Origin of the sequence: Streptomyces sp. AK02-01A (assembly GCF_033795305.1) — a bacterium.
Taxonomy (GTDB): Bacteria; Actinomycetota; Actinomycetes; order Streptomycetales; family Streptomycetaceae; genus Streptomyces.
In genome coordinates, this window is the sequence record NZ_JARBAE010000039.1 from 1 (window position 1) to 23073 (window position 23073).

The following is a 23073-nucleotide window of genomic DNA, read 5'->3' on the forward strand; positions in this document are numbered from 1 at the left end:
CGTCCGCCCGGAGGGCGGGGCCTGCGACGTCTGGTGCGTGCGATCCCAAGGCGGAGGATCATCCGTGTACTGGACGTACTCGGATGACTCCGACAACGCCCCGAGCGGGCGTGCCGGGCGTCGCGGGCCAGGCGGGATGTGTCAGACAGGACCTAGTGGCCCGAGTGTTCCGTCATGCCCTTCATGCCGGGCATGTCCTTCATCGGCTTCGCCGCGCCCATCGGGTGGTCAGGGTCGTGCGGCTCGTAACCCGGGACCGTGCCGTCCGGCTTCGCCACCAGCAGCAGTCCGGCCATACCCATGTCGGAGTGGCTCTGCACATGGCAGTGGTACATCCACGCGCCGGCGCCCACGTGTTCGCCCGCGATGACCTGGAATCCGAATGACTCCGCCGGGCCGGTGATCCGGGTGTCGATGACCCGGCTGGGATCGTCCGGGCCGGTGAGCAGGCCCGTTCTGTTGTCGGCCCAGCGGTGACCGTGAATATGGAAGGTGTGGTAGAACTCGCCGTGCGTGATCATGACGATCTCCACCCGGTCCCCCACCGTGGCCTCGAAGTTCGGCGTCTCGGCGGCGGGCTTGTTATTGATCATCATGTCGTTGAAGACGATCGTGAACTGCTTGTCCGGCAGGATGTCGCCCTTTCTGCGGACGATCAGCGGGCCGTAGAGGCCCTTGCGGATACCACCGGTGCCGTGATCCGTACCGACGACATGATCGTGGTAGTGCCAGTACCCCGCGCTGCCCGCCTGCCAGGTGCCGTCCTTGCGCTTGCCGGGAGCATGAGTGCGCCAGGTGTAGGTGCGCGTGCCACCGGGCTCGACATGACTCCTGGTCATCCGCGTGCCGTCGCTGGCGATGTCGTAGTCCACGCCGTGGACATGGAGGCTGGCCGCCACGTCCGCCGCGTTCTCGAACTCGATGTGCAGGGTGTCGCCCTCCACCAGCTCGATCAGCGGCCCCGGCACGGTCGCCTTGCCCTTCTCCAGGCCGTAGCCGAGCTGACCGTCCGGCAGGTTCTCGGCGTAGAGCTTGAGATGGCGTACCTGTCCGCCCGCGGGCGCCGTCCTGGGCGGCGGTTCCGCCGAGGTCGCCGAGGGAGCGGTGGCGACCGACAACGATGTCACTCCTGTCGCCGCCACCGCGCCTCCCGCCAACAGGCGCCGGTTGAAGGTCCGTCTGTCCATGGCCATACCGAACTCCCCAGTGCCGTATGGAGGTTGCGGGGCCCACGAGGCCCCTGGGACGGCCACACGGTAGACCAGTGATCTTCGTTTATCCACACTCAGGACAAAGTTGGTGGGATTACGGTTCAACCTATTGGCGAGTCACCGAAAGAGGTCTAGCTTCAGGCGCTGTTGCTATGACCCAAAGAGGTGTGACCAAAGAGGGGTGGGTGAACACATGCAGCGCGCACCACATCACCGGTCAAGATCCAGGCGCGGAATGGCCGCGGCCCTGGTGGCCGGCACGATGGCGGCGTCTCTGCTCGGCGGCACCGCCGCGACCGCAAGACCGTACCCGGAAGCGCCGTCGACAACGTTGTCCCTTCCGTCGCCTCCCGGCGGCAAGAACGTCAAGGTCCTCGTCTTCCACGCGTCGGCCACCGAGGAGTCACCGGCCGTCGACGCCGGTATCGAGGCCATCGAGGCGATCGGCCTGTCGGGAACCGCCGCGCAGCGCTTCAAGACCGAGGCCACGGACGACGGTTCGGTCTTCACCAAGGCCAAGAAGCTCGGTACGTACAACGCGGTCGTCTTCCTCACCGGAGGCGGCGATGTGCTCGATCCCGAGCAGGAGGCGGGCCTGGAGGCCTATGTGGAGGCCGGTGGCGGCTTCCTCGGCATCCATGACGCGGCCCGTACGGAGCCGTACTCCGACTGGTTCACCGGGCTGATCGGAGCCCGGCCGGCCGCCACGAGTCCCACCAATGTCCAGCGCGCGACCGTCGAGGTCGGCGACCGGGTCAACCCGGCCACGAAGGACCTTCCGCTGGAGTGGAAGCGCCCGGACAAGTGGATCAACTGGGCGAGCAACCCGACCGGCAAGGTGCACACCGTGGCCCGCGTCAGGGAGAGCACGTACCAGCCCGGCGCCGGTGCCAACGGCTCCGACCATCCGGTCTCCTGGTGCCGTGACTACGACGGCGGCCGGTCCTTCTACACCGGCATGGGCGGTACGGCCGAGTCGTTCGCCGAGACCGACTTCCGCGACCATCTGCGCGGCGCACTCCTGTGGACGACGCGGCTCTCCCGCGCCGACTGCAAGGCGACGATCGACGCCAACTACACGGCGGAGCGCGTCACCCAGCCGAACCAGCCGGGCCAGCAGGACCAGATCGGCGAGCCGCACGGCATGGTCGTCGCGCCCGACGGACGTGTGCTGTACATCGGCCGCGGTGGCGGTACCGGCAGCGACCCTGTCGTGACCGACTGGAACAACCCGGACGTCGGCAAGGGCAAGGGCGACATCCACGTCTACGACCCGGTGACGAAGAAGGTGACCCTCGCGGGCTCACTGACCGTCTTCGGCAACAAGGGCGGCGGCGACGAGCTGCAGAAGGTCGAGGAGGGGCTGCTCGGCATCGTGCTCGACCCCGACTTCGAGACCAACGGCTGGGTGTATCTGCACTACTCACCGCACTCCGAGATCAACCGTGACACCCAGATGGGCAAGCGGCGGGTCGCCCGCTTCACACTGGACCTGACGACCAACAAGCTGGACCTCGCCTCCGAGAAGGTCCTGCTGCAGTGGCCGGTGCAGATCCACAGTTGCTGCCACGCGGGCGGCGGCATGGCCTTCGACTCGAAGGGCAATCTGTACATCGCCGTCGGCGACAACAACTCGTCCGGCTTCAGCGACGGTTACTCCGGCAACAACCCGCAGCCCAACTACAAGGGTGTCTCCTTCGCGGACGCACGCCGCACCGCGGGCAACACCAACAACCTCAACGGGAAGATCCTGCGCATCCACCCGGAGGACAACGGGACGTACACCCTGCCCGAAGGAAACCTCTTCACGGGCAAGGAGACGGCCGAGGGCGGCGGCAAGACCCGCGGCGAGATCTATGTGATGGGCGTGCGCAACCCGGCACGTATCTCCATCGACACGAAGACCGATGTGCTGTACGCGGGCTGGGTCGGCCCGGACGCGAACGCGCCGAGCACCACCTGGGGCCCGGCGAAGTACGACACCTTCTCGGTCATCACCCACGCCAGCAACCGCGGCTGGCCGTACTGCATGGGCAACAAGCAGCCCTACCGCGACCGCAATCTGCCCGACCCGAGCAAGCCGCTGGGCTGGTACGACTGCGACAACCTGAAGAACGAGTCGCCCAACAACGACGGCCTGGTGAACATCCCGCCGGCCGAGTCCAACACCATCTGGTACTCGCCGCAGGGCGGTGCCCCCGACTATCCGCGCGACGCGAACGGCGTTCCCAGCTACAAGGCGTCCGAGGCGAAGTTCCTGCTGCCGTGGCTCAAGGGCGGCGGCCAGGCGACCATGGACGGCCCGGTCTACCGGTACGACGCGACGACCGACAGCGCCGTCAAGTGGCCCGAGTACTGGGACGGCAAGTGGTTCGTCGGTGACTTCTACGACGCGGACAACCCGCGCCACGCGGTGCTGACCGACCCGAAGACCGCCGGTCAGGGCGGACTGCCCGTGTCCGCCGAGTCGCTGAAGAAGATCATCCCGGTCGGTGAGGGCGGTATCCGCAACCTCATGGACTGGAAGTTCGCCCCGGACGGTTCGCTCTATGTCCTGGACTACGGGCGTGGCTTCTTCACCTCCGATGCCCAGTCCGCGCTCTGGCGTGTGACATACAAGGGCGGCGCGCCGACACCGGCCGCCGATGATCTGGCCAGGAAGGCGGCGCAGTGAGACACCGACCTCTACGCCTGTGGACGGCGCTCGTGGGCGCGCTGCTGATGGTGCTCGGACTCACCACGACAGCGGCGTACGGACGGCCCGACGACCGTGCGGACAACCGCGCGGCGGCGGCCCAGGTGCTCACCTGGACGGCCGGCGATCCCATCGACCACTACCTCAGTTTCCCGACCACCGCGGTGGCCGGACCGACCACGATCGTCTTCGAGAACAGCGCGGCCACCGGCAACACCACCGGAATGCCGCACACGCTGACGTTCGACGTGTCCAACTCGGACTACAACAACGACGTCCCGCTGAACATCCTGGCCAATCCCAGTGATGCCAACGGCGGCAAGTACACCGCCGAGGTCAACCTCAGCCCCGGCACCTACCGCTTCTTCTGCTCCATGCCCGGCCACAACATGATGACCGGCATCCTCACCGTGACCGAAGGCGGCGGTGGCGAGGACACCACCGCTCCCGTGACCGCGGCCGAGGTCACGGGCCAGCAGAACGCCGACGGCGCGTACGTCGGTTCCGCGACGGTCACCGTGACGGCGACCGACGACGGCTCCGGCGTGGCGACGACCGAGTACGCGGTCGGAGCCGACGGACCGTGGCAGGCCTACACCGCGCCGGTGGTCGTCGACCAGGTCGGCGCCCAGACGATCCGCTACCGGGCGACCGACAAGGCCGGCAACGCGGCGGCCGAGAAGTCCGTGGACTTCACCGTCGTGCCCCCGCCGACCGACGACACGACCGCGCCGGAGACCTCGGCGACCGTCAGCGGCGAGAAGGACGAGGCCGGCAACTACCTGACGATGGCCACGGTCACCGTCACGGCCTCGGACACCGGCTCGGGCGTCAACACGATCGAGTACGCGCTCGGCGCCGACGGCGCCTGGCAGCCGTACACCGCGCCGGTGATGGTGCACGAGGTCGGCACCCACACGGTCCGCTACCGCGCGACCGACAAGGCGGGCAACGCGGCGGCCGAGAAGTCCGTCGGGTTCACCGTCGTGGAGCCGCCGGCGCAGGACGCCACCGCACCGGAGACCTCGGCGGCGGTGGCCGGTGACAAGAACGCCAACGGCGCCTACATCACCAGCGCCAAGGTGACGCTCACCGCGACCGACGCCGAGTCGGGTGTGGACAAGGTCGAGTACTCGCTCGACGGCGGCCCGTACCTCGCGTACAGCGCGCCCGTCATCGTCGACCCGGTCGGCTATCACGTGTTCGCGTACCGCGCGACCGACAAGGCGGGCAACACCGCACCGGCCAAGCAGGTGACCTTCACCATCGCGCAGGGCGGCGGTGTCCCGGCTCCCAACTGCCCTGAGTACGACGAGCGGTTGACGGTCATCGTCGGCACGGTCGACACGGGCGTGCCAAACCGGCTCACCCGTAACCGGTGCACCATCAACGAGCTGATCGAGGACGAGCGGGAGTGGACCTCCCAGGCCCTCTTCCTCAAGCACGTCGACGGTGTGCTCGACAAGCTGCTGGCCGACAATGTCATCGACCAGCGCGAGTTCAAGAAGATCACCAAGGCCGCCAACCAGTCCAAGATCGGCAAGCCCGGCCAGACCACGGGCTACCGCGATCTCTTCGACGGCACGGCGGCGTCCCTCGCCAAGTGGGAGCAGGTGGGCGGCGGCAAGTTCGCTCTGACCGACGACGGTGCCATCAAGAGCAGCACCACGGTCGACGGCATGGGCATGCTGTGGTTCCCGGAGCGCAAGTACGGCGACTTCTCGCTGAAGCTCCAGTTCCGCGACGACGCTCCGGGCACGGGCAACGCCAACGGCGGTGTCTTCGTCCGCTTCCCGAATGTCCACGGGCACCCGGAGGAGTCCCGCCCCGAGTGGGTCGCCATCAACTACGGCCATGAGATCCAGATTCTCGACAAGCCGGACGGCGACATCTACAAGACCGGCTCGATCTACGGCTTCGACCGCGTGGGCCTGGGCGGCGCCGGTGTCACTCCGAAGGGCACCTGGAACGACTACGAGATCCGTGTGGTCGGCCAGCACTTCACGATTCTGCGCAACGGTGTCCTGATCAACGAGTTCGACAACATCGGCGGTCAGACGTTCACTCCCGAGCGCGCCGGTGACCCGGGCACGGACGGCCGGCGGTACGCCACCGGCTATGTCGGGCTCCAGGTCCACAGCACGACGGATGTGATCTCGTACCGCAACATCCGCATCAAGGAGCTGTAGCGGGACCGGCTCCGGTTCGTACGCCAAGGTGCCCCCTCTCTCGCGGGAGGGGGCACCTTCGTCTGTCGGCGGAGCCGGGCGGACACGACCGCTACGCGCTGTCGTCGCGTCTGGCCCGGCTCGGCTGGACCCGCTTCGGCTCGCCCGGCATCTTCGGATAGTCCGGCGGATACGGCATGTCTCCGAGCCCGTGGTCCCGTTCGTACCGGTCGGCCAGTTCCAGCAGTCCTTCGAGGCCCTGCGCCTCGTCCTCCATCTCCGCGTGCACATCGCCCAGTTCGGCGAAGCGCACCGGCATGGTCGCCAGATCGAAATCGCGCGGCGAGACCTCGTCCAGCTCCGACCAGCGCAGCGGCGCGGAGACCGGCGCGTGCGGCCGAGGCCGTACGGAGTAGGCGGAGGCGATGGTGCGGTCGCGGGCGGTCTGGTTGTAGTCGACGAAGATCCGCTCGCCGCGTTCCTCCTTCCACCAGGCGGTGGTCACCCGGCCGGGCATCCGCCGCTCCAGCTCGTGGCCCACGGCGATGGCGCACCGGCGTACCTCGGTGAAGGTCCAGCGCGGTTCGATCGGTACGAACACATGGAGGCCCCGGCCGCCGGATGTCTTGGGCCAGCCGCGCAGCCCCTGCTCGTCGAGGAAGGCGTGCAGCTCGTGGGCGGCTCGGACCGCGTCGTCGAAGTCCGTGCCGGGCTGCGGGTCCAGGTCGATCCGCAGCTCGTCCGGATGGTCGGCGCGGCCTCTGCGTACCGGCCAGGGATGGAAGGTGAGGCAGCCGAGGTTCGCCGCCCAGAGCACGGCGGCCACCTCCGTCGGACAGATCTCGTCGGCCGAGCGCCCGCTGGGAAAGTCGATCCGGGCGGTGGGAATCCAGTCGGGCAGATTCTTCGGCGCGCGTTTCTGGAAGAAGGACTCGCCCTCGACGCCTTCCGGGAAGCGCTCCAGTGTCGTCGGCCGGTCGCGCAGCGCGCGGAGCACACCCGTCCCCACGGCCAGGTAGTAGCGGGCGACATCCAGCTTGGTGAAGCCTCGCTCAGGAAAATAGATCTTGTCCGGGCTGGACAGCCGTACGGTCCGGCCACCCGCCTCCAGCTCCACCGCTGCACCCATGTGCGCCACCGTAGGCCGGGCACACCTGGACCGCATATCGGGCGAAGCGCGATGTTCCCCAGCACAATCGGGACATGGATCTGCCGGTGATGCCACCTGTGAAGCCCATGCTCGCCAAGTCCGTGGCCGGCATTCCGGCCGGTATGCAGTACGAGGCCAAATGGGACGGCTTCCGGGCGATCATCCACCGCGACGGCGACGAGGTGGTGATCGGCAGCAGGACCGGAAAGCCTCTCACCCGCTACTTTCCCGAGCTGGTCACGGCCCTGCGGGCCGAGCTGCCCGAGCGCTGTGTCGTGGACGGAGAGATCGTGATCGTCCATGACGGAAGGCTGGACTTCGACCGTCTCACCGAGCGCATCCATCCGGCGAAATCCCGGGTGGACACGCTCGCCGAGCGGACACCGGCGAGCTTCGTCGCGTTCGATCTGCTGGCCCTCGGCGACGCCACACTGATGGCCGTCTCCCAGACGCGACGCCGAGAGGCACTGGAGGCCGCGCTTGTCGGCGCCGAACCGCCGGTGCATCTCGCGCCCGCCACCACCGATATCGAGCTGGCACGGGAGTGGTTCGAGCGGTACGAGGGCGCCGGGCTCGACGGAGTGATCGCCAAGCCGCTCGATCTGCCGTACCGGCCGGACACCCGGTCGATGTTCAAGATCAAACACGAGCGCACCGCGGATGTGGTCGTCGCGGGCTACCGGCTCCACAAGAGCGGCCCGGTGGTGGGATCTCTGCTGCTCGGCCTCTACGACTCCGCCGGCGCACTTCAGCATGTCGGCGTCTGCGCCGCGTTCTCCATGAAACGCCGGGCGGAGCTGGTCGAGGAGCTGGCACCGCTGCGGATGGAGTCGGCGGCGGGCCATCCGTGGGCCGCGTGGACGGAGGAGACCGCGCACGAGAGCGCACGGCTGCCCGGCGGACCGAGCCGCTGGTCCGGTACGAAGGACCTGTCGTGGCTTCCGCTGCGTCCTGAGTGGGTGTGCGAGGTCGCCTACGACCATATGGAAGGCGCCCATGAGAGCGGCAGGTTCCGGCACACGGCGCAATTCCGCCGATGGCGCCCGGACCGTACGCCCGCGAGCTGCACCTACGACCAGTTGGACGAGCCGGTGCGGTACGACCTGGCGGAGGTGCTGGCGATTCCGCGAGGCTGAGCGGCCGTCGGCGGCGGTCCGGTCAGGTCGGGTCCGGTCCGGTCCGGTCCGGCCCGGCCCGGTCAGGTCAGGTCAGGTCAGGTCAGGTCAGGTCACTCCGCGAAGGTGCCGTCCACATAGACCCAGGCACCTTCGTGGCGCGCGAAACGGCTCCGCTCGTGCAGTACGCCGGGCTTGCCCTGCTGAGTGAAGCGGGCGCGGAAGGTGACGGTGCCGGTGGTGTGGAACGCGCTGCCGTCGGTGGTCTCCAGGATCTCCAGTCCCGTCCACCGCATCGCGGGTTCGAGATCCACGCTCGGCGGGCGGGTGGCAGGATCCCATGTCGTCAGCAGATACGGCTCGTCACGCACGGCGAAGGCGCTGTAGCGGGAACGCATCAGCAGCTCGGCGGTGGGCGCGGTGGCGGGTCCCGTGTGGAACCGCCCGCAGCACGCGCCATACGCGGCGGGCAGACCGCAGGGACACGGCGAGGCGGTGGTGACGGCAGGGAGTTCGGAACGCTTGGCGCGTGGCGCACGGACGGATCGTCGGGACATGGCCCCATTCTGCGGCCTGCGCGGGACACTCTCCCGACCAGCCCGCCGAGGACGCGCGACCGGACAGGGCCTAACGGGCCACCTGGTCGTCCCGGCTCGCGGCGAACGCGATGAAACCGGCCCACGCGCCAGAAGCGAACACAAGCACCGGACCGGCAGGCCTCTTGGAATCACGGACAGGCACCACACCAGACAGACCGGACGCGACCTCAACACAGTCGCCACCGTTGCTACTGCTGTAGCTGGACTTACGCCACACCACACCGGGCAGACCGCTCAAGCTGATCATGGTCTGAGTTCCTTCAAAACACGTCAGAACACCTGACTAATCCACCTTGCTCGCGGCGAACGCGACGAAACCGGCCCACGCGCCAGAAGCGAACACAAGCACCGGACCGGCAGGCCTCTTGGAATCACGGACAGGCACCACACCGGACAGACCGGACGCGACCTCCACGCAGTTGCCGCCATTGTCGCTGCTGTGGCTGGACTTACGCCACACCACACCGGGCAGACTGCTCAAGCTGATCATGGTCTGAGTTCCTTCAAAGAGTCGGCGATCATATCGATCGAGCGGTTGGGCGAAAGGGCAGCGGCTGCGAGCAGATCATAGGCACGCGTGGCCGCCTTTACGTCCTCGGGCTCGGCGAGGATCTGCCCTTGCAGGAAGCCGTCGACGTATACGACATCCGGCCCTTCATCCAGCGTGAGTGCGGAGAACGGTCCACCTACCCCCGCGTGCCCACCAGCGTCGTACGGGATGATCTGAAGCACGGTGTTATACGTCTGCGCGGCTGTCAGTAGGTGTTCCAGTTGACCACGCATCGTGTCAACGCTCCCCATGCGACGGCGGAGCACGTTCTCATCCAGCACTATCCACAGTTCCGGCGGGCTGTCGCGCATGAGGATACGTTGCCGTTCGAGCCGGGCGATGACGTGTTCTTCGACGACATCGGGGTTGGGCCGTCTAGCGGCGAGCACCTCACGCGCATAGCCCTCCGTCTGCAACAGACCAGGCATCACCTGCACTTCGAACGACCGAATCTCCGACGCCGCTTCCTCAAGCTCCACGAACGGCCGGAACCACTTGGGATAGGCGTACTTGATGACCAGAGGCCAGAGCCGAGTGAAGTGACCGTCAGTGCCGAACGTCCTGTCCGCGAGCGCTGACAGCTCTTTCGTCGGTAACCGCTTCGCCGCCTCAATCTTGTTGAGCAGCGAGGGCGCCATCAACGCCTCGGCAGCCAGGGCCCGTTGAGACATACCCGCCTTCTCGCGGAGCCTCCGTAGATCCGTCGCGTAGAACGACAGTACGGAGTCCGCCGGATCCAGCTCGTCTGCATATGCCACGCGGGCAGCCCTTTCCTTGAAAGCCCTCATAGTCAACGCCGACCCCCTGTTGAGCGTACTCGCGCCAGCCGATGCTTGAACACAGACGGCGAATGCGCGATTACGGAAGGCACATCCTCATGCGCGAGAAAACCCCTCAGGTATCGGAACCGGCAGACGAGTCGCCCGGCCCGGACGCGTCGGTCGCCGCCGGAGGACCTGAGGCGGTTGGCCGTATGACACGGAGCGAGTCGCGACGGTTCTTGTCCCGGCTGTCGGCGGCGTTCGGCGTGGACGGTGTCCTCCTGGTCCAGAAGGCCGGCGCCGAACCGGAAGGCGCGGACCTCGTCCCAGGATCCGGCCTTCGATGGCCCCGGTGTGAATGCGGTTCGCCGAAGTGCCCCGACTATGTGGCCCCGCCTTCTTCCGACGAAGTGCTCAGCGCACGCGCGGCGGAGCGGAACGGGCGGCGCAACGGGAACGGGCGGTGACCACGGATCCAGGAGCCGCGCCCGTTCCGGTGGACGGCTGTGACGTATGCGCCGCACTGGCCAAGCAGCGTGACGAGGCACGGACGGCCGGCGCCGGCTGGATCGTACGGGCCTGCGACGCGGAATTACGGAACCACTGGAATGGGCGAGCGCCCGACGGGCGCCCGGAGGCGCCATAACACGGCGCTGCTGACGCGTCACGGCGTCGACTGACACGCGTCACGGCGTCGAACGGCCTCTCACGCCGGGCCGAACCGGCGGCGGTAGGCGCTCGGCGGGAGACCCGTGCGGCGGCGGAGCTGAGCGCGCAGGTTCGCCGACGTGCCCAGGCCGCTGACGCGCGCCACCCGGTCGAGCCGTACCTCGCCCTCCTCCATCAGACGGCACGCCAGGGCCACTCGCTGCGCGGTGAGCCAGGCCAGCGGCGTGGTGTCGAGCTGAGTGCGGAAGCGGCGGTGCAGAGTCGCCTGGCTGACGGCCGCTCTGGCCGCCAGGTCCGCCACGGTCAGCGCCGTACCGAGCCGCTCCCCGGCCCAGGCGAGCAGCGGTCCGAGCGAGGTGTCCGGGACGGCGGGCAGCGGCTGTTCGACGAACTGGCGCTGGCCGCCGTCGCGGTGGAGCGCGAAGACCAGCCTGCGGCTGACGGAGACGGCGGCCCGCGCCCCGTGATCCTGGCGGATCAGCTCCAGACAGGTGTCGAGAGCGGCCGCGCTGCCGGCGGCGGTGACGATGTCGCCGTCATCGACGAACAGCACCTCCGGGTCGAGCCGTACGGCCGGAAAGCGGGCCGCGAAGAGTTCGGCCCAGCGCCAGTGGGTGGTGGCCCGCCGTCCGTCGAGCACTCCGGCCGCCGCCAGCGTGAAGGAACCGGTGCAGAAGCTGACCAGCCGGGCGCCGCGCGCGGCGGCCCGGCGCACGGCGGCCAGGACCGCGTCCGGTGGATCGTTCTCGGGGTCCGGGCGGTTGGGAACGATCACGGTGTCGGCGCGGTCCACGGCGTCGAGACCGGCCACTCCGGAGAGCTGGAAGAACCCGGAGTGCATCCGCACATTCGGAGTCTCGGCGCACAACTCGAAGTCGTACCATCGCCGCTCCAGCTCGGGGCGGGCGAGGCCGAAGAGCTCGGTGGCGATGCCCATCTCGAACGGATTGGAGCCGTCCGCGACGATCATGACCACGCGGTGCGAGGATTCTTGCGCCATATGCAATTCCTAACACTCGCGCTCGGCCCTCGCCAGGCCGATGATCCTTCCATGAGCCATGAACCCATCTCGCTGAGCCAGGCCCTCGACTCCTTCGATGCCCTGTGGAGCCCGCGCATCGTGACCCGCGTCAATGACTACGACGTACGGGTCGCCAAGGTCGCCGACGAACACGTCTGGCACGTCCACGACCACACCGACGAGTTCTTCCAGGTCCTCGACGGCGAGCTGCTGATCGCGCTGCGCGAGGACGGTGCGGAACGGACCGTCGTCCTGCCTCGCGGCTCGGTGTTCGTCGTCCCGCGCGGTGTCGAGCACAAGCCGTCGTCGCCGGAGGGCGCCTCGATCCTGTTGTTCGAGCCGACCGGCACGCTCTCGGTCGGTGATCGCCATGACGCACTCCCGGCCCATGTCGATACCACGACCGGGCACGGCCTCTGACGACGAAGGCGGACAGGGCCCGTCGCGGCGCCGGGCGCGGCGCCCAGCCACGGCGAACGATTCCGCCCGCTTGCCGGAGTGACCGCCATTCACAGACGACGCGAAACGTACTGCGTACGTACGGACCCGGACGGTACCGTGACAGTGACGTTCCGTCACAGCGTTGACCTTGGAGGTGGCAGGTCGTGGCCCGTGTCTGGGAAGCCGACCCGTCCGCGTCATTCGTCCGGCGGTTGGGAAATTCAGCGAAAGAGCTGGGCAACTCCCAGGGCAGAGAGCAGTGCCCGGACATCTGGCAGCTCAGCAATGGCGATATCGCCGTCATCGGCCGCGATCTGACTGACGACTACGATTCGCGCCTGCCGGAAGGTGTCACGCTCGCCGCTGACGAACGAATCGTCATCATTCCGGGCAACATGCTCAGCGCGGCGAAGCCGGACATTCCAGATGCTTGATGTGCACGCTCCGGCGCTTCCCGTGGAACGCGGCCGGCGGCTGGAAAACGAGGAGTACCTCCAGGATTTCCGCGCGCGGGACGCGACGATCCGCAACGGCAACTCATGGAAACTCGAACGGCTACAGCACTTTGAAGAGGTAGGCAGCCCGTCCCGCGACGCGCTGCGGCGAGGCGACTGGAGCATGGCGCTGCGCTTGTTCGAGGAAGAACGTGACAACCTGCGCGGGATCCAGGCGGACGAAGAGGCCCGGGGCTCGGTGTTCCACCGCGTGCGCGTGGTGGAGAATCCGCTGACGCCGTACGTGCAGTGGGAGCTGCATTCGTTGCGGATCAGCGCCGAGCACGGGGAGCGCGTACGGATTCTGCCTGCCGAGGCGGTCGCCACGGCGGAGAACGACGGACCGCTTCCAGAACTGACCATTCAGGACGACAAGGTGCTCTTCCACGTCTTGTACACCGATACCGGGGTGCCAGATGGTGCGATCCGCTTCACCGACCCGGCCGTCGTTGAACCGTGGACGGCATACCTGCGGGCGACCTACGCGGCCGCAGAGGACATCGCGACCTACTTCGAGCGCGCCGTCGCGCCGCTGCCGCCGCCCCCGGCGGCCTGACTCGGAAGGATGTACCCATCGGCAAGCCGGCGGACTCCGACGGACGGCCCGGAGACTCGGCCAACGATCTCTCCGGGACGTCCCGTGATGTGGTCCAAGCCGGGAATGTCACCGGTGACATCCACTTCCATCAGGCGCCTGGAGCACCCGAGCGTCCACGCACGCCTCGGCAACTTCCTGCCGACATCGACACTTTCGTCAACCGCACCGCAGAACTGGGCGAATTGAACGCCATCCTGACCGGCCGGGACGGCGGCCAGGTCATCGTGTCCGTGCACGTGGTGGCCGGCACGGCCGGAGCGGGCAAGACGTCCCTGGTCCTGCACTGGGCCCATCAGGTCAAGGACCACTTCCCGGACGGCCAGCTCTTCGTGAATCTCCGGGGCTACGATCCGCGCGAGCCTGTCACCGCCGAGCAGGCGTTAAGCCGTTTCCTGCGCGCGCTCGGAGTGGCGTCGGGCGACGTACCGCAGGACACGGACGACGCGGCCGCGCTCTACCGTTCCCTGCTCGCCGACCGCCGGATGCTCATCCTGCTCGACAACGCTGCCACGGTCGGCCAGGTGCGCCCGCTGCTTCCCGGCAGCGGCGACAGCCTGGTGGTGGTAACCAGCCGCAACCGCCTGGCTGCCCTCGCCGTACGCGACGGCGCCCGCAGGATCACCCTCGGCACACTCCCCGAACCGGAGGCCGTCGCACTCCTGCGGGCCGTCACCAGGGACTACCGCCCGGGAGACGACCAGGACAAGCTCACCGAGCTGGCCAGGCTGTGCGCGTGCCTCCCGCTCGCCCTGCGTATAGCCGCTGAGCGCGCCGCCGGCCACCCACACCTGCGCCTCGACGACTTGCTGGCCGATCTGCGCGACGAGTCCGCGCTCTGGGACGCGCTGAGCACGGGAATCGACGAGGAGGCCGAGGCCGTCCGTACGGTCTTCGCCTGGTCCTATCACGCGCTGCCGCCGCACTCCGGTCGGCTCTTTCGGCTCCTTGGCCTGCACCCCGGACCGGAGTTTGGGCTCCACGCCGCCGCTGCCCTCGCCGACCTCGCGCTCGGCCGGGCCCGGCAGCTTCTCGACGACCTCGTGGGCGCACATCTGCTGGAGCAGATCGGGCCTGACCGCTATCAGTTCCATGACCTCCTGCGCGCCTACGCCTCCGACCAGGCTCACGACGAGGAACCCGTCGAGCAGCGGAAAGCCGCCCTGCGCCGCGTGCTGGACTGGTACCTGCACACCGCGGACGCGGCACAGACGTGGCTCCAGCCCGGTGAGGACCACCTGTCGCTGCCCGGGACGACCACAGTCCTGCCGCCGCCTGTCTTCTCCGACTACGACGCCGCCGCCGACTGGGCAGAGCGGGAACGCGCCACCTTCCCGCACCTCGTACAAGCCGCCGCGGCCGCCGGGCTGCACCAGCACGCCTGGCAGCTGACCGCGACCCTGTGGAACGCGTTGTCCGCTTCCGCGTCTTTCGTGGACTGGCTCGACTTCGGACTCGTCGGCCTCGCGTCCGCCGAGCACGTGAACGACACGAATGGTCAGCTCCTGCTGCTCAACCAACTCGGCATGTCCCACCGGTCCGTTCACCAACTTGACCAGGCGGTGGACTACCTGAGTCGCGCTCTCGTTCTTGCCCGCACTGCTGGAAACCGCGTGGAGGAGGCACATGCCCTCAATCTCCTGGGCCTCATCCACTTGCGCGCCCGCCGACTCGATGCTGCCGCCTCACACTTCGCACAGGCCATAGGAGTCTTCCGTGAAGTGAACGGCGACCGCTGGGCCGCGTCCGCCCTGTCCAACTTCGCCGGAGCCCACCTGGAAGCGGGCCGCCTTCCGGAAGCAGCCACCGCGATCCAAGCCGCCCTCGACGCTCACCGCGCCCTGGACAACCAGCAGAGCGTCGGTAACGCCCTGTGGCTCACCGCAGCACTGCATCTTGAGCGGAACGACATCGCGGCGGCACGTGAGGCCATCGACGAAGCCCTCGGGATCGCACTCAGCCTGCGCAATCGTGGGCTGGAGGGCTTCTGGCTGCTCACCCTCGGCGACATCCAGCGCGCTGCCGGGCAGTACGGCGACGCTCTGGCCTCTTACCAGCGTTCGGCCATGCTCCACCGGCGCATCGGTGATCGCAGTCGCGAAGCCCTGGCCTGGCGGGGCACGGGGCAGACGTACGCCGTAATGGAACGTCACGGCGACGCTGTCGCCTTCCACCGCCAGGCCGCGGCCGTCCACCGTGGCCTCGGAGACCTGTGGCAGCTCGCCGTGGAACTCGATCAACTGGCCGCCGCCGTCCATGCGGAGGACCCGGAGGCGGCTCGCGCCCACTGGACCGAGGCCCTGACGCACCTGGCCCTTCACACCGATCCTCGCGCCGAGTCCCTTCGCTCCCGAATGGAGAGGCGGACGGCCGGACCCGCCGACTGAACGCGCCGCCCATCGCACGGCCGGCATCCGGACGGACCTCTGGCCGGAAACCGCTCGGTTCACCGTCAGCCTGTCCACTTTCGGCCCCTCGGTCCGACCGCGACAACGGCCCGGCGGTCCGCCGCCCGTTCATCCGTGACCTGCCCACCTGCCCACCTGCGCGGCGGCGCGTGGCGCTGTCCGGGATCGCGTGTTCGGCACCGATCACGGCACAGGATGGCAAGTCACCATATGACGGGCATGGTTGACGATGCTCCCCCGGCCGCGCCCATCACGCCACGGTCTAAAACAAGCCGAGGTGACTGGTAAGCGCCGTGTTGCCGCCGCGTAAAGGCCCACGTGGTCCACGGCGTGTGAGAGCGAACCAGCAGCGAACGGCTGACCGACTTTCGGACAACGATCTCCGCTCTGATGACAATCCGATCTCCCGCTGAAACTATCTGCACACCGCATGGACGTCGCATCGCACGTCTTCTCGCCGGAGGAATTCCAGCCTCCGGTTCCCGCATCGCCACCGGCCGCCACCTCACGGCCGGACAGAAGGAAGCCGCAGGAGTGACGAACTTTTTCCGTAGCACCAGGACAACGTTGTCTCATCCATCCCATCCCTCATCTCGCCGGACCTCCGCGCGCGGGCGTGTGGCGGGGACAGCGGCTGTCGCCATGGCCGCGCTCCTCGTCTCCGCGCTGCCCGCCGCGGGCGCCGTCTCCGCCGCGCCGGCCGGCGCGGATCAGGCCCCTCGGCAGATCACGGCGAAGCCAAGACCCGGCGCCGCCGCCGTCCAGCTCTCTCCCGCACAGCGGACCAAGCTGCTGAAGGCCGCCGCGGATTCGGCGACCGCCACCGCCCGTTCGCTGAAGCTCGGCGATCAGGAGAAGCTGATACCGAAGGACGTCGTCAAGGACGCCGACGGCACGCTGCACACCCGTTACGAGCGCACCTACGCCGGACTTCCCGTCCTCGGCGGCGACTTGGTCGTCCATGAGAGCGCCGGTACTCGTACCGTCACCAAGGCGTCGAAGGCGAAGGTCTCGGTGCCGACGACCAAGGCCGCCGTCTCGGCCTCGGCGGCGAAGAAGTCGGCCCTCGCCGTCGCGGAGACGGAGAAGACCGACGAGGCCGCCCCGGACGGAGCGCCGAAGCTGGTCGTCTGGATGGGATCCGGCACGCCCACGCTGGCCTGGGAATCCGTCGTCACCGGTGTGCAGGAGGACGGCACACCCAGCGAGCTGCACATCGTGACCGACGCCGAGAGCGGTGAGCGGCTCCAGAGCCACGAGCAGATCCACTCCGGCACGGGCAACAGCCAGTACAGCGGCAAGGTGCAGATCGGCTCCGTCCGTAACGGCGACGTCTACGAACTGACCGACGCGCAGCGCGGTGGCCACAAGACGTACGACCTGGCCCTGGGCGGGAACGGCACACTGCTGACCGACACCGACGACGTCTGGGGCGACGGGACCACCGCCGACCGCCAGACAGCGGCCGTCGACGCCGCCTACGGCGCGCAGAAGACCTGGGACTTCTACCACGACCTGTTCGGCCGCAACGGCATAGCCAACGACGGCGTCGGCGCCCGCTCCCGCGTCCACTACGGCGACGGATACGCCAACGCCTTCTGGGAAGACGGCTGCTTCTGCATGACCTACGGCGACGGCATCGGCAACGCCAGGCCGCTGACCTCACTTGATATCGCCGCACACGAGATGACCCACGGCGTCACCTACGCCACCGCCGATCTGGACTACGAAGGGGAGTCCGGCGGTCTGAACGAGGCCACCAGCGACATCATGGCCGCCTCCGTGGAGTTCTTCGCCAACGGCTCCAGCGACGTACCGGATTACCAGATCGGCGAACTGGACGACGTCCGCGGCACCGGCAAACCGCTGCGCTACATGGACCAGCCCTCCAAGGACGCCTCCGCCAAGGGCACCTCCCAGGACTTCTGGACCCCTGAAACCGACTCGCTCGACCCGCACTTCAGCTCCGGCGTGGGCAACCACTTCTTCTATCTGCTCGCCGAAGGCAGCGGCAAGAAGACCATCAAGGGTGTCTCCTACGACAGCCCCACCTACGACAACAAGCCCGTCGCCGGTCTGGGTCTGCACAACGCCACCAATGTCTGGTACCGGGCGCTGACCCTCTACATGACCAGCGACACCAACTACGCCGGCGCCCGGACCGCCACGCTCCAGGCGGCGGCCGACCTGTTCGGCAAGTCCAGTGACGCCTACGAGGCCGTCGGCAACGCCTGGGCCGCCGTCAACGTCGGTCCCCGCTACGTCAACCACATCGCCGTCACGGCGCCGTCCACCAGGGATGTGGCGGTCGGCCAGCCGACCAGCCGGCAGATCGAGGCCACGACCTCCCGTCCTGGCAGCCTGACCTACTCCGCCACCGGCCTGCCCGGCGGCATGACGATCGATCCCGTCACCGGCCTGATCTCGGGCACACCCACCACGGCGGGCACCTTCACGACGACCGTGAGTGTCAGGAACTCGGCGGCCGAGACGCTCAAGGTCCCCTTCACCTGGACCGTCCTCGCCTCCGGCGGCGACTTCTTCGTCAACCCGGCCCGGTACGACATCCCGAACTGGGGCATCGCCAAGTCGCCGATCACCGTCACCGGCCGGGAAGGCAACGCCTCCAGCGACCTCAAGATCACGGTCAATCTCTTCCACGGCTTCGCCGGTGGCCAGGTCATCGACCTGATCAGCGAAGACGGCACCTCGATCCGAGTCAAGGACTTCATCTACGCTCCCGGTCCGGAGCTGCACGAGACGTACACGGTCGACGCCTCCGCGGTGCCCGCCAACGGCACCTGGACGCTGCGGGTCGAGGACGACACACCCGGCATCTTCACCATTCCGCCGGGCTACCTCGATAGCTGGAGCATGACCTTCTGATCCCTCTTCTCCACCGCACCACCCAGCTTCTCCACCGCACCATCCAGCCGCCGCGTCCGGTCAACCGGGCGCGGCGGTAGGCGTTCCGCCTGACGGCGGTCGCGGCGGCACCGGTCGACGCCCGGTACGCGGTCTCCTCGAATGACGCGACCGACCGGCCTCGGAGACGGACACGCCGGCGCGAGTGGCAGGATGAGCGCAGGCCCACGGGAAAGGTGTCGAGACATGGCAGTTATCCACCACACCACGCTGACGCCCAGCAAGCTGGAGCTTCTCGTCTCGTGGCTGCCCGCGCAGCCCTGGTACCTCGGCACGGAGGACGAGCCGCGGCTGACCAAGGCCGGTGGCTTCCGGCTCGACGATCCGCACGGTGAGGTGGGAATCGAGTTCATGGCGGTCACCGACGAGTCCGGAGACCAGCCGCTCACGTATCAGGTACCTCTCAGTTACCGTGGGACACCGCTCGACGGAGCGGACCACGCGCTCATCGGCACCGCTGAGCACGGTGTGCTTCGACGGCGGTGGATCTATGACGGAGCCCACGATCCGGTTCTCGTCGCCCAGTTGTTCGCGCTCGTCCTCGGCGAGGCCGAGCCGCAGGCCCAGAGCACAAGCGATATGCCCGACCCGTCCGTCACCAGTCACTTCACCGGCACCGGCCGTACGGCGTCGATCAGGCCGGTGGACGTGATCAACGGGCCGCACGGTACGGATCTCCTCGTACGGACCGTCTCCGCTTCCGGGCTGCCGCGACCGGCCGAGGGGCTGACCCTCCGGGTGAATCGCGTCCTGCGGCCGGAGCGGGCCGAGCCGTCCGCCGGAGCGGCGGCGGTCCTGGGACATGTCACCGCCGACTGGCGCCTGCCGGACGGCACCACGGCGCGCGGCCCGTACACCGTCGTCCGCGCCACCGCGCCCGGCCCCACCAGGTGAGACGTAACGCGCCATTGACGCGGTCCCGGCCCAGGTCTAGCGTCCCTCTCCGGTCGTACTTCATACGTCATATATGAGACACGATGCGCGAGATGAACGCCGATGACCTTTGCGCCCGCCCCGATTCCCTCACGCACCCAGTACATTCTGGAAGCGGTCAAGCACGACATTCTCACCGGCGGACTGAGCCCTGGTCAGCCGCTGGTCGAAGCCGAACTGGCCGCGCGGTTCGGAGTGTCGAAGACGCCGGTGCGTGAGGCGCTCAAGACGCTCGCCGGTACCGGGCTGGTCGTGATGAGCCAGTACAAGGGCGTCACCGTACGGACCGTGGACGCCGCGATGGCGCGCGAGGTGTACGACGTACGGCTGCTGCTGGAGCCCGAGGCGCTGCGGCGCACCGTCGCCGGCGGCGCATCGCTCGCGGAGGCCGCGCAGGCGCTCACGCGCGCGGACGCGGCGGCCGACATCGCTGAACGGTCCCTGGCCAACCGGGACTTCCACCGCGCGCTGGCCCTGCCGTGCGGCAATCCGCTGCTGGTGCGGATGCTGGACGAGATCCGTGATCAGTCGGCGCTGGTGGCCGCCGTCGCCTGGGCCGCCGAGCCGACCTGGCATCGCGAGGCGGCCGAGCACCGGAACATCCTGCGGCTGGCCCGGGACGGCGACGCCAACGGCGCGGCCCGCGCCCTGCGTGACCACATCGCCCGCTTCGTCGAGCGGTCCTTCCCGGGAGGCGCCGTCGTATGACCACCGTGGATTTCACCTCCACACGAGCCGCGCTGGCGGATGTCGTCGCGATTCCCGTCACTCCGTTCGCCGAGGACGGGACCGTCGACCGCGACGCGTACCGGGCGCTGCTGCGCCGGCTGATCGCGGGCGGCGTACGGACCGTCACTCCGAACGGCAACACCGGCGAGTTCTACGCGCTCTCGCCCGAGGAGCGTTCGCTGGTGACGGAGCTGGCCGTGGCCGAGGCGCGTGGCCGGACCCAGGTGCTGGCCGGCGTCGGACACGATCTCGGCACCGCCGTCGCGGCGGCCCGGCACGCCCGGGACGCCGGAGCGGCCATGGTCATGGTGCACCAGCCGGTGCATCCGTATGTCGCGGAGGAGGGCTGGGCCGACTATCAGCGGACCGTCGCCGACGCCGTCCCGGAGCTGGGCGTGGTCCCGTACATCCGCGATCCGCGGCTGAGCGGCGCGACACTGGCCCGGCTGGGCGCGCTCTGCCCGAATGTCATCGCGGTGAAGTACGCGGTACCCGACGCGGCGCGGTTCGCGGCCTTCGCACGCGACGCGGGTCTGGACCGCTTCGTCTGGATCGCCGGGCTCGCCGAGCTGTACGCGCCCGTCTACTGGGCGGCCGGGGCCACCGGCTTCACCTCGGGTCTGGTCAATGTCGCGCCGGATCTGTCGGTCGCGATGCTGGGGCGGCTGCGCGCCGGAGACTTCCCGGCCGCCATGGAGATCTGGCAGCGGATCCGGCCGTTCGAGGAACTGCGCGCCGCCGGCCAGTCCGCGGACAATGTCTCGGTCGTCAAGGAGGCCCTCGCCTCGCTCGGTCTGTGCCGCCGCGAGGTGCGCCCGCCCAGCCGGCCACTGCCCGCCGCGCTGCGCGCCGACGTCGCGGCGCTGGTGCGCGGGTGGGAGCTGTGAAGGCGCCGGAGGAGCTGCGCAGCCATCAGTGGTACGGGACGGACGGGCTGCGGTCGTTCAGTCACCGCGCCCGCACCAGGCAGCTCGGTTATCTCCCGGAGGAGCATCTCGGCAAGCCCGTGATCGCGATCCTGAACACCTGGAGCGACATCAATCCCTGCCATGTGCATCTGCGGGAGCGGGCGCTGGCGGTGAAGCGCGGTGTGTGGCAGGCCGGTGGATTTCCGCTGGAATTCCCGGTCTCCACGCTGTCGGAGACCTTCCAGAAGCCGACGCCGATGCTGTATCGCAATCTCCTCGCCATGGAGACCGAGGAGCTGCTGCGCTCCTATCCGGTGGACGGCGCGGTGCTGATGGGCGGCTGCGACAAGACGACCCCGGCGCTGCTGATGGGCGCGGCGAGTGTCGATCTGCCCGCCGTGTTCGTCCCGGCGGGTCCGATGCTGCCGGGTCACTGGCGCGACGAAGTGCTCGGTTCCGGCACCGACATGTGGAAGTACTGGGACGACAGGCGGGCCGGGCTGATCGGTGACCGTGAGCTGGCGGAGCTGGAAAACGGTCTGGCCCGCTCTCCTGGTCACTGCATGACGATGGGCACCGCCTCCACGCTCACCGCGGCGGCCGAGGCGCTGGGAGTCACCGTGCCGGGCGCCTCGTCCATACCCGCGGTGGACTCCGGGCACGAGCGGATGGCCGCCGCGTCGGGCCGGGTGATCGTGGATCTCGTCCAGCGGGATCTGCGGCTGTCGCGGATCCTGACCCGGGAGGCGTACGAGGACGCGGTCACCACCGTGCTCGCCCTGGGCGGTTCGACCAACGCCGTCATCCATCTCATCGCGATGGCCGGGCGCTCCGGTGTACGGCTCACGCTGGACGACTTCGACCGGGTCGCGCGTACGGTCCCGGTGCTGGCGAATCTGCGCCCCGGCGGCCGCTATCTGATGGAGGACTTCCACTTCGCGGGCGGGCTGCCGGCGTTTCTGTCACGGCTGACGGATCTGCTGCATCCGGACCGGCCGACCGTCGCGGGACCGACGCTGCGCGCGCAGCTCGACGGCGCGCGCGTCCACAATTCCGAGGTGATCCGTCCTCGTGACCGGCCGCTGGCGCCGGAGGGCGGAGTCGCGGTGCTGCGCGGCAACCTCTGTCCCGACGGTGCGGTGATCAAGCACATCGCCGCGGATCCGGCGCTGCTGAGGCACACCGGGCCCGCCGTGGTCTTCGACGACTACCGGACCATGCAGCGGACCATCGACGATCCCGCGCTCGGTATCACCGCGGACCATGTGCTGGTCCTGCGCAACGCGGGCCCGCGTGGCGGGCCCGGTATGCCGGAGTACGGGATGCTGCCGATTCCGGATCATCTGCTGCGGCAGGGAGTCCGTGACATGGTGCGGATCTCCGACGCCCGGATGAGCGGCACGAGTTACGGCGCGTGTGTGCTGCATGTGGCGCCGGAGTCCCATGTCGGCGGACCGCTCGCGCTGGTGCGTACCGGTGATCCGATCACCCTCGATGTCGCGGCGCGCACACTGCGGCTGGAGGTCGCCGACGAGGAGCTGGACCGTCGGCGCAGCCGCTGGACTCCGCCGCCGGAGCGGTTCGGACGGGGCTACGGCGCGCTCTACAGCGAGCAGATCACTCAGGCCGACACGGGCTGCGACTTCGCGTTCCTGTCCCGTCCCGGCGAGGTGCCCGATCCGTACGCCGGCTGAGCGCCGG

The 23073-nt window shown here is 68.7% G+C and carries 19 protein-coding genes; 12 read left to right on the forward strand and 7 right to left on the reverse strand.

Features of this window, described 5'->3' with window-relative positions; genetic code table 11:
- Positions 1–152: 152 nt before the first annotated feature.
- The gene (locus PV679_RS28015; protein WP_319683287.1) at positions 153–1187 is read right to left on the reverse strand and encodes a multicopper oxidase domain-containing protein; all 1035 of its coding nucleotides are present in this window, start codon (positions 1185–1187) and stop codon (positions 153–155) included.
- Positions 1188–1404: 217 nt separating this feature from the next.
- Here PV679_RS28015 and PV679_RS28020 point away from each other — a divergent pair, with 217 nt between their 5' ends.
- Together PV679_RS28020 and PV679_RS28025 are read left to right on the forward strand one after the other, a co-directional pair.
- Positions 1405–3885: a ThuA domain-containing protein gene (locus PV679_RS28020; protein WP_319683223.1), complete on the forward strand. Its 2481-nt coding sequence runs from the start codon at positions 1405–1407 to the stop codon at positions 3883–3885.
- A gap of 47 nt (positions 3886–3932) precedes the next feature.
- Entirely contained in the window at positions 3933–6095 is a 2163-nt protein-coding gene (locus PV679_RS28025; RefSeq protein ID WP_319683288.1) for an OmpL47-type beta-barrel domain-containing protein, read from the forward strand.
- Positions 6096–6186: 91 nt separating this feature from the next.
- Here the strand turns inward: PV679_RS28025 and ligD are convergent, their stop codons facing one another.
- Positions 6187–7203, reverse strand: coding sequence for a non-homologous end-joining DNA ligase (gene ligD / locus PV679_RS28030; RefSeq protein ID WP_319683224.1), 1017 nt, complete (start codon positions 7201–7203; stop codon positions 6187–6189).
- A 74-nt stretch (positions 7204–7277) separates the two neighbouring features.
- Here ligD and PV679_RS28035 point away from each other — a divergent pair, with 74 nt between their 5' ends.
- Positions 7278–8360, forward strand: coding sequence for an ATP-dependent DNA ligase (locus PV679_RS28035; RefSeq protein WP_319683225.1), 1083 nt, complete (start codon positions 7278–7280; stop codon positions 8358–8360).
- A gap of 92 nt (positions 8361–8452) precedes the next feature.
- Here PV679_RS28035 and PV679_RS28040 read toward each other — a convergent pair whose 3' ends face one another.
- The 5 genes from PV679_RS28040 to PV679_RS28060 form a co-directional block, all read right to left on the reverse strand.
- Positions 8453–8896: a YchJ family protein gene (locus tag PV679_RS28040; RefSeq protein WP_319683226.1), complete on the reverse strand. Its 444-nt coding sequence runs from the start codon at positions 8894–8896 to the stop codon at positions 8453–8455.
- Positions 8897–8966: 70 nt separating this feature from the next.
- Entirely contained in the window at positions 8967–9185 is a 219-nt protein-coding gene (locus PV679_RS28045) for a DUF397 domain-containing protein (RefSeq protein ID WP_319683227.1), read from the reverse strand.
- A gap of 36 nt (positions 9186–9221) precedes the next feature.
- Positions 9222–9428, reverse strand: coding sequence for a DUF397 domain-containing protein (locus PV679_RS28050; protein WP_319683228.1), 207 nt, complete (start codon positions 9426–9428; stop codon positions 9222–9224).
- The gene (locus tag PV679_RS28055; RefSeq protein WP_319683229.1) at positions 9425–10246 is read right to left on the reverse strand and encodes a helix-turn-helix transcriptional regulator; all 822 of its coding nucleotides are present in this window, start codon (positions 10244–10246) and stop codon (positions 9425–9427) included. Before PV679_RS28055 ends, PV679_RS28050 begins: the two co-directional genes overlap by 4 nt.
- A gap of 709 nt (positions 10247–10955) precedes the next feature.
- Positions 10956–11918, reverse strand: coding sequence for a helix-turn-helix domain-containing protein (locus PV679_RS28060; RefSeq protein ID WP_319683230.1), 963 nt, complete (start codon positions 11916–11918; stop codon positions 10956–10958).
- 51 nt (positions 11919–11969) lie between these two features.
- On the opposite strand from PV679_RS28060, the gene PV679_RS28065 reads away from it, so the two are divergent.
- From PV679_RS28065 to araD, 9 genes are all read left to right on the forward strand, one after another.
- Entirely contained in the window at positions 11970–12359 is a 390-nt protein-coding gene (locus PV679_RS28065; RefSeq protein ID WP_319683231.1) for a cupin domain-containing protein, read from the forward strand.
- A gap of 185 nt (positions 12360–12544) precedes the next feature.
- The gene (locus tag PV679_RS28070; protein WP_319683232.1) at positions 12545–12814 is read left to right on the forward strand and encodes a hypothetical protein; all 270 of its coding nucleotides are present in this window, start codon (positions 12545–12547) and stop codon (positions 12812–12814) included.
- Positions 12807–13430 carry a DUF6879 family protein gene (locus PV679_RS28075; protein ID WP_319683233.1) on the forward strand — a complete coding sequence of 208 codons (624 nt, stop codon included), beginning with the start codon at positions 12807–12809 and terminating at the stop codon, positions 13428–13430. The genes PV679_RS28070 and PV679_RS28075 overlap by 8 nt, the downstream gene beginning before the upstream one ends.
- Before the next feature lie 89 nt (positions 13431–13519).
- The gene (locus tag PV679_RS28080) at positions 13520–15856 is read left to right on the forward strand and encodes an ATP-binding protein (RefSeq protein ID WP_319683234.1); all 2337 of its coding nucleotides are present in this window, start codon (positions 13520–13522) and stop codon (positions 15854–15856) included.
- Between the two features lie 663 nt (positions 15857–16519).
- The gene (locus tag PV679_RS28085; RefSeq protein WP_319683235.1) at positions 16520–18763 is read left to right on the forward strand and encodes a M4 family metallopeptidase; all 2244 of its coding nucleotides are present in this window, start codon (positions 16520–16522) and stop codon (positions 18761–18763) included.
- A 225-nt stretch (positions 18764–18988) separates the two neighbouring features.
- Positions 18989–19696: a maltokinase N-terminal cap-like domain-containing protein gene (locus PV679_RS28090; RefSeq protein ID WP_319683236.1), complete on the forward strand. Its 708-nt coding sequence runs from the start codon at positions 18989–18991 to the stop codon at positions 19694–19696.
- A gap of 102 nt (positions 19697–19798) precedes the next feature.
- Positions 19799–20443: a GntR family transcriptional regulator gene (locus PV679_RS28095; protein ID WP_319683237.1), complete on the forward strand. Its 645-nt coding sequence runs from the start codon at positions 19799–19801 to the stop codon at positions 20441–20443.
- On the forward strand, positions 20440–21351 hold the full coding sequence (locus tag PV679_RS28100; RefSeq protein WP_319683238.1) for a dihydrodipicolinate synthase family protein: 912 nt from the start codon (positions 20440–20442) through the stop codon (positions 21349–21351). The genes PV679_RS28095 and PV679_RS28100 overlap by 4 nt, the downstream gene beginning before the upstream one ends.
- On the forward strand, positions 21348–23066 hold the full coding sequence (araD, locus tag PV679_RS28105; protein ID WP_416069822.1) for an L-arabinonate dehydratase: 1719 nt from the start codon (positions 21348–21350) through the stop codon (positions 23064–23066). Before PV679_RS28100 ends, araD begins: the two co-directional genes overlap by 4 nt.
- Positions 23067–23073 lie beyond the last annotated feature (7 nt).

Bases quoted from the DNA above. Each gene is read 5' to 3' on its own strand.
- PV679_RS28015 (WP_319683287.1), bottom strand. From the start codon at position 1,187: ATGGACAGACGGACCTTCAACCGGCGCCTGTTGGCGGGAGGCGCGGTG.
- PV679_RS28020 (WP_319683223.1), top strand. From the start codon at position 1,405: ATGCAGCGCGCACCACATCACCGGTCAAGATCCAGGCGCGGAATGGCC.
- PV679_RS28025 (WP_319683288.1), top strand. From the start codon at position 3,933: ATGGTGCTCGGACTCACCACGACAGCGGCGTACGGACGGCCCGACGAC.
- ligD (WP_319683224.1), bottom strand. From the start codon at position 7,203: ATGGGTGCAGCGGTGGAGCTGGAGGCGGGTGGCCGGACCGTACGGCTG.
- PV679_RS28035 (WP_319683225.1), top strand. From the start codon at position 7,278: ATGGATCTGCCGGTGATGCCACCTGTGAAGCCCATGCTCGCCAAGTCC.
- PV679_RS28040 (WP_319683226.1), bottom strand. From the start codon at position 8,896: ATGTCCCGACGATCCGTCCGTGCGCCACGCGCCAAGCGTTCCGAACTC.
- PV679_RS28045 (WP_319683227.1), bottom strand. From the start codon at position 9,185: ATGATCAGCTTGAGCGGTCTGCCCGGTGTGGTGTGGCGTAAGTCCAGC.
- PV679_RS28050 (WP_319683228.1), bottom strand. From the start codon at position 9,428: ATGATCAGCTTGAGCAGTCTGCCCGGTGTGGTGTGGCGTAAGTCCAGC.
- PV679_RS28060 (WP_319683230.1), bottom strand. From the start codon at position 11,918: ATGGCGCAAGAATCCTCGCACCGCGTGGTCATGATCGTCGCGGACGGC.
- PV679_RS28065 (WP_319683231.1), top strand. From the start codon at position 11,970: ATGAGCCATGAACCCATCTCGCTGAGCCAGGCCCTCGACTCCTTCGAT.
- PV679_RS28075 (WP_319683233.1), top strand. From the start codon at position 12,807: ATGCTTGATGTGCACGCTCCGGCGCTTCCCGTGGAACGCGGCCGGCGG.
- PV679_RS28085 (WP_319683235.1), top strand. From the start codon at position 16,520: ATGGCCGCGCTCCTCGTCTCCGCGCTGCCCGCCGCGGGCGCCGTCTCC.
- PV679_RS28090 (WP_319683236.1), top strand. From the start codon at position 18,989: ATGGCAGTTATCCACCACACCACGCTGACGCCCAGCAAGCTGGAGCTT.
- PV679_RS28095 (WP_319683237.1), top strand. From the start codon at position 19,799: ATGACCTTTGCGCCCGCCCCGATTCCCTCACGCACCCAGTACATTCTG.
- PV679_RS28100 (WP_319683238.1), top strand. From the start codon at position 20,440: ATGACCACCGTGGATTTCACCTCCACACGAGCCGCGCTGGCGGATGTC.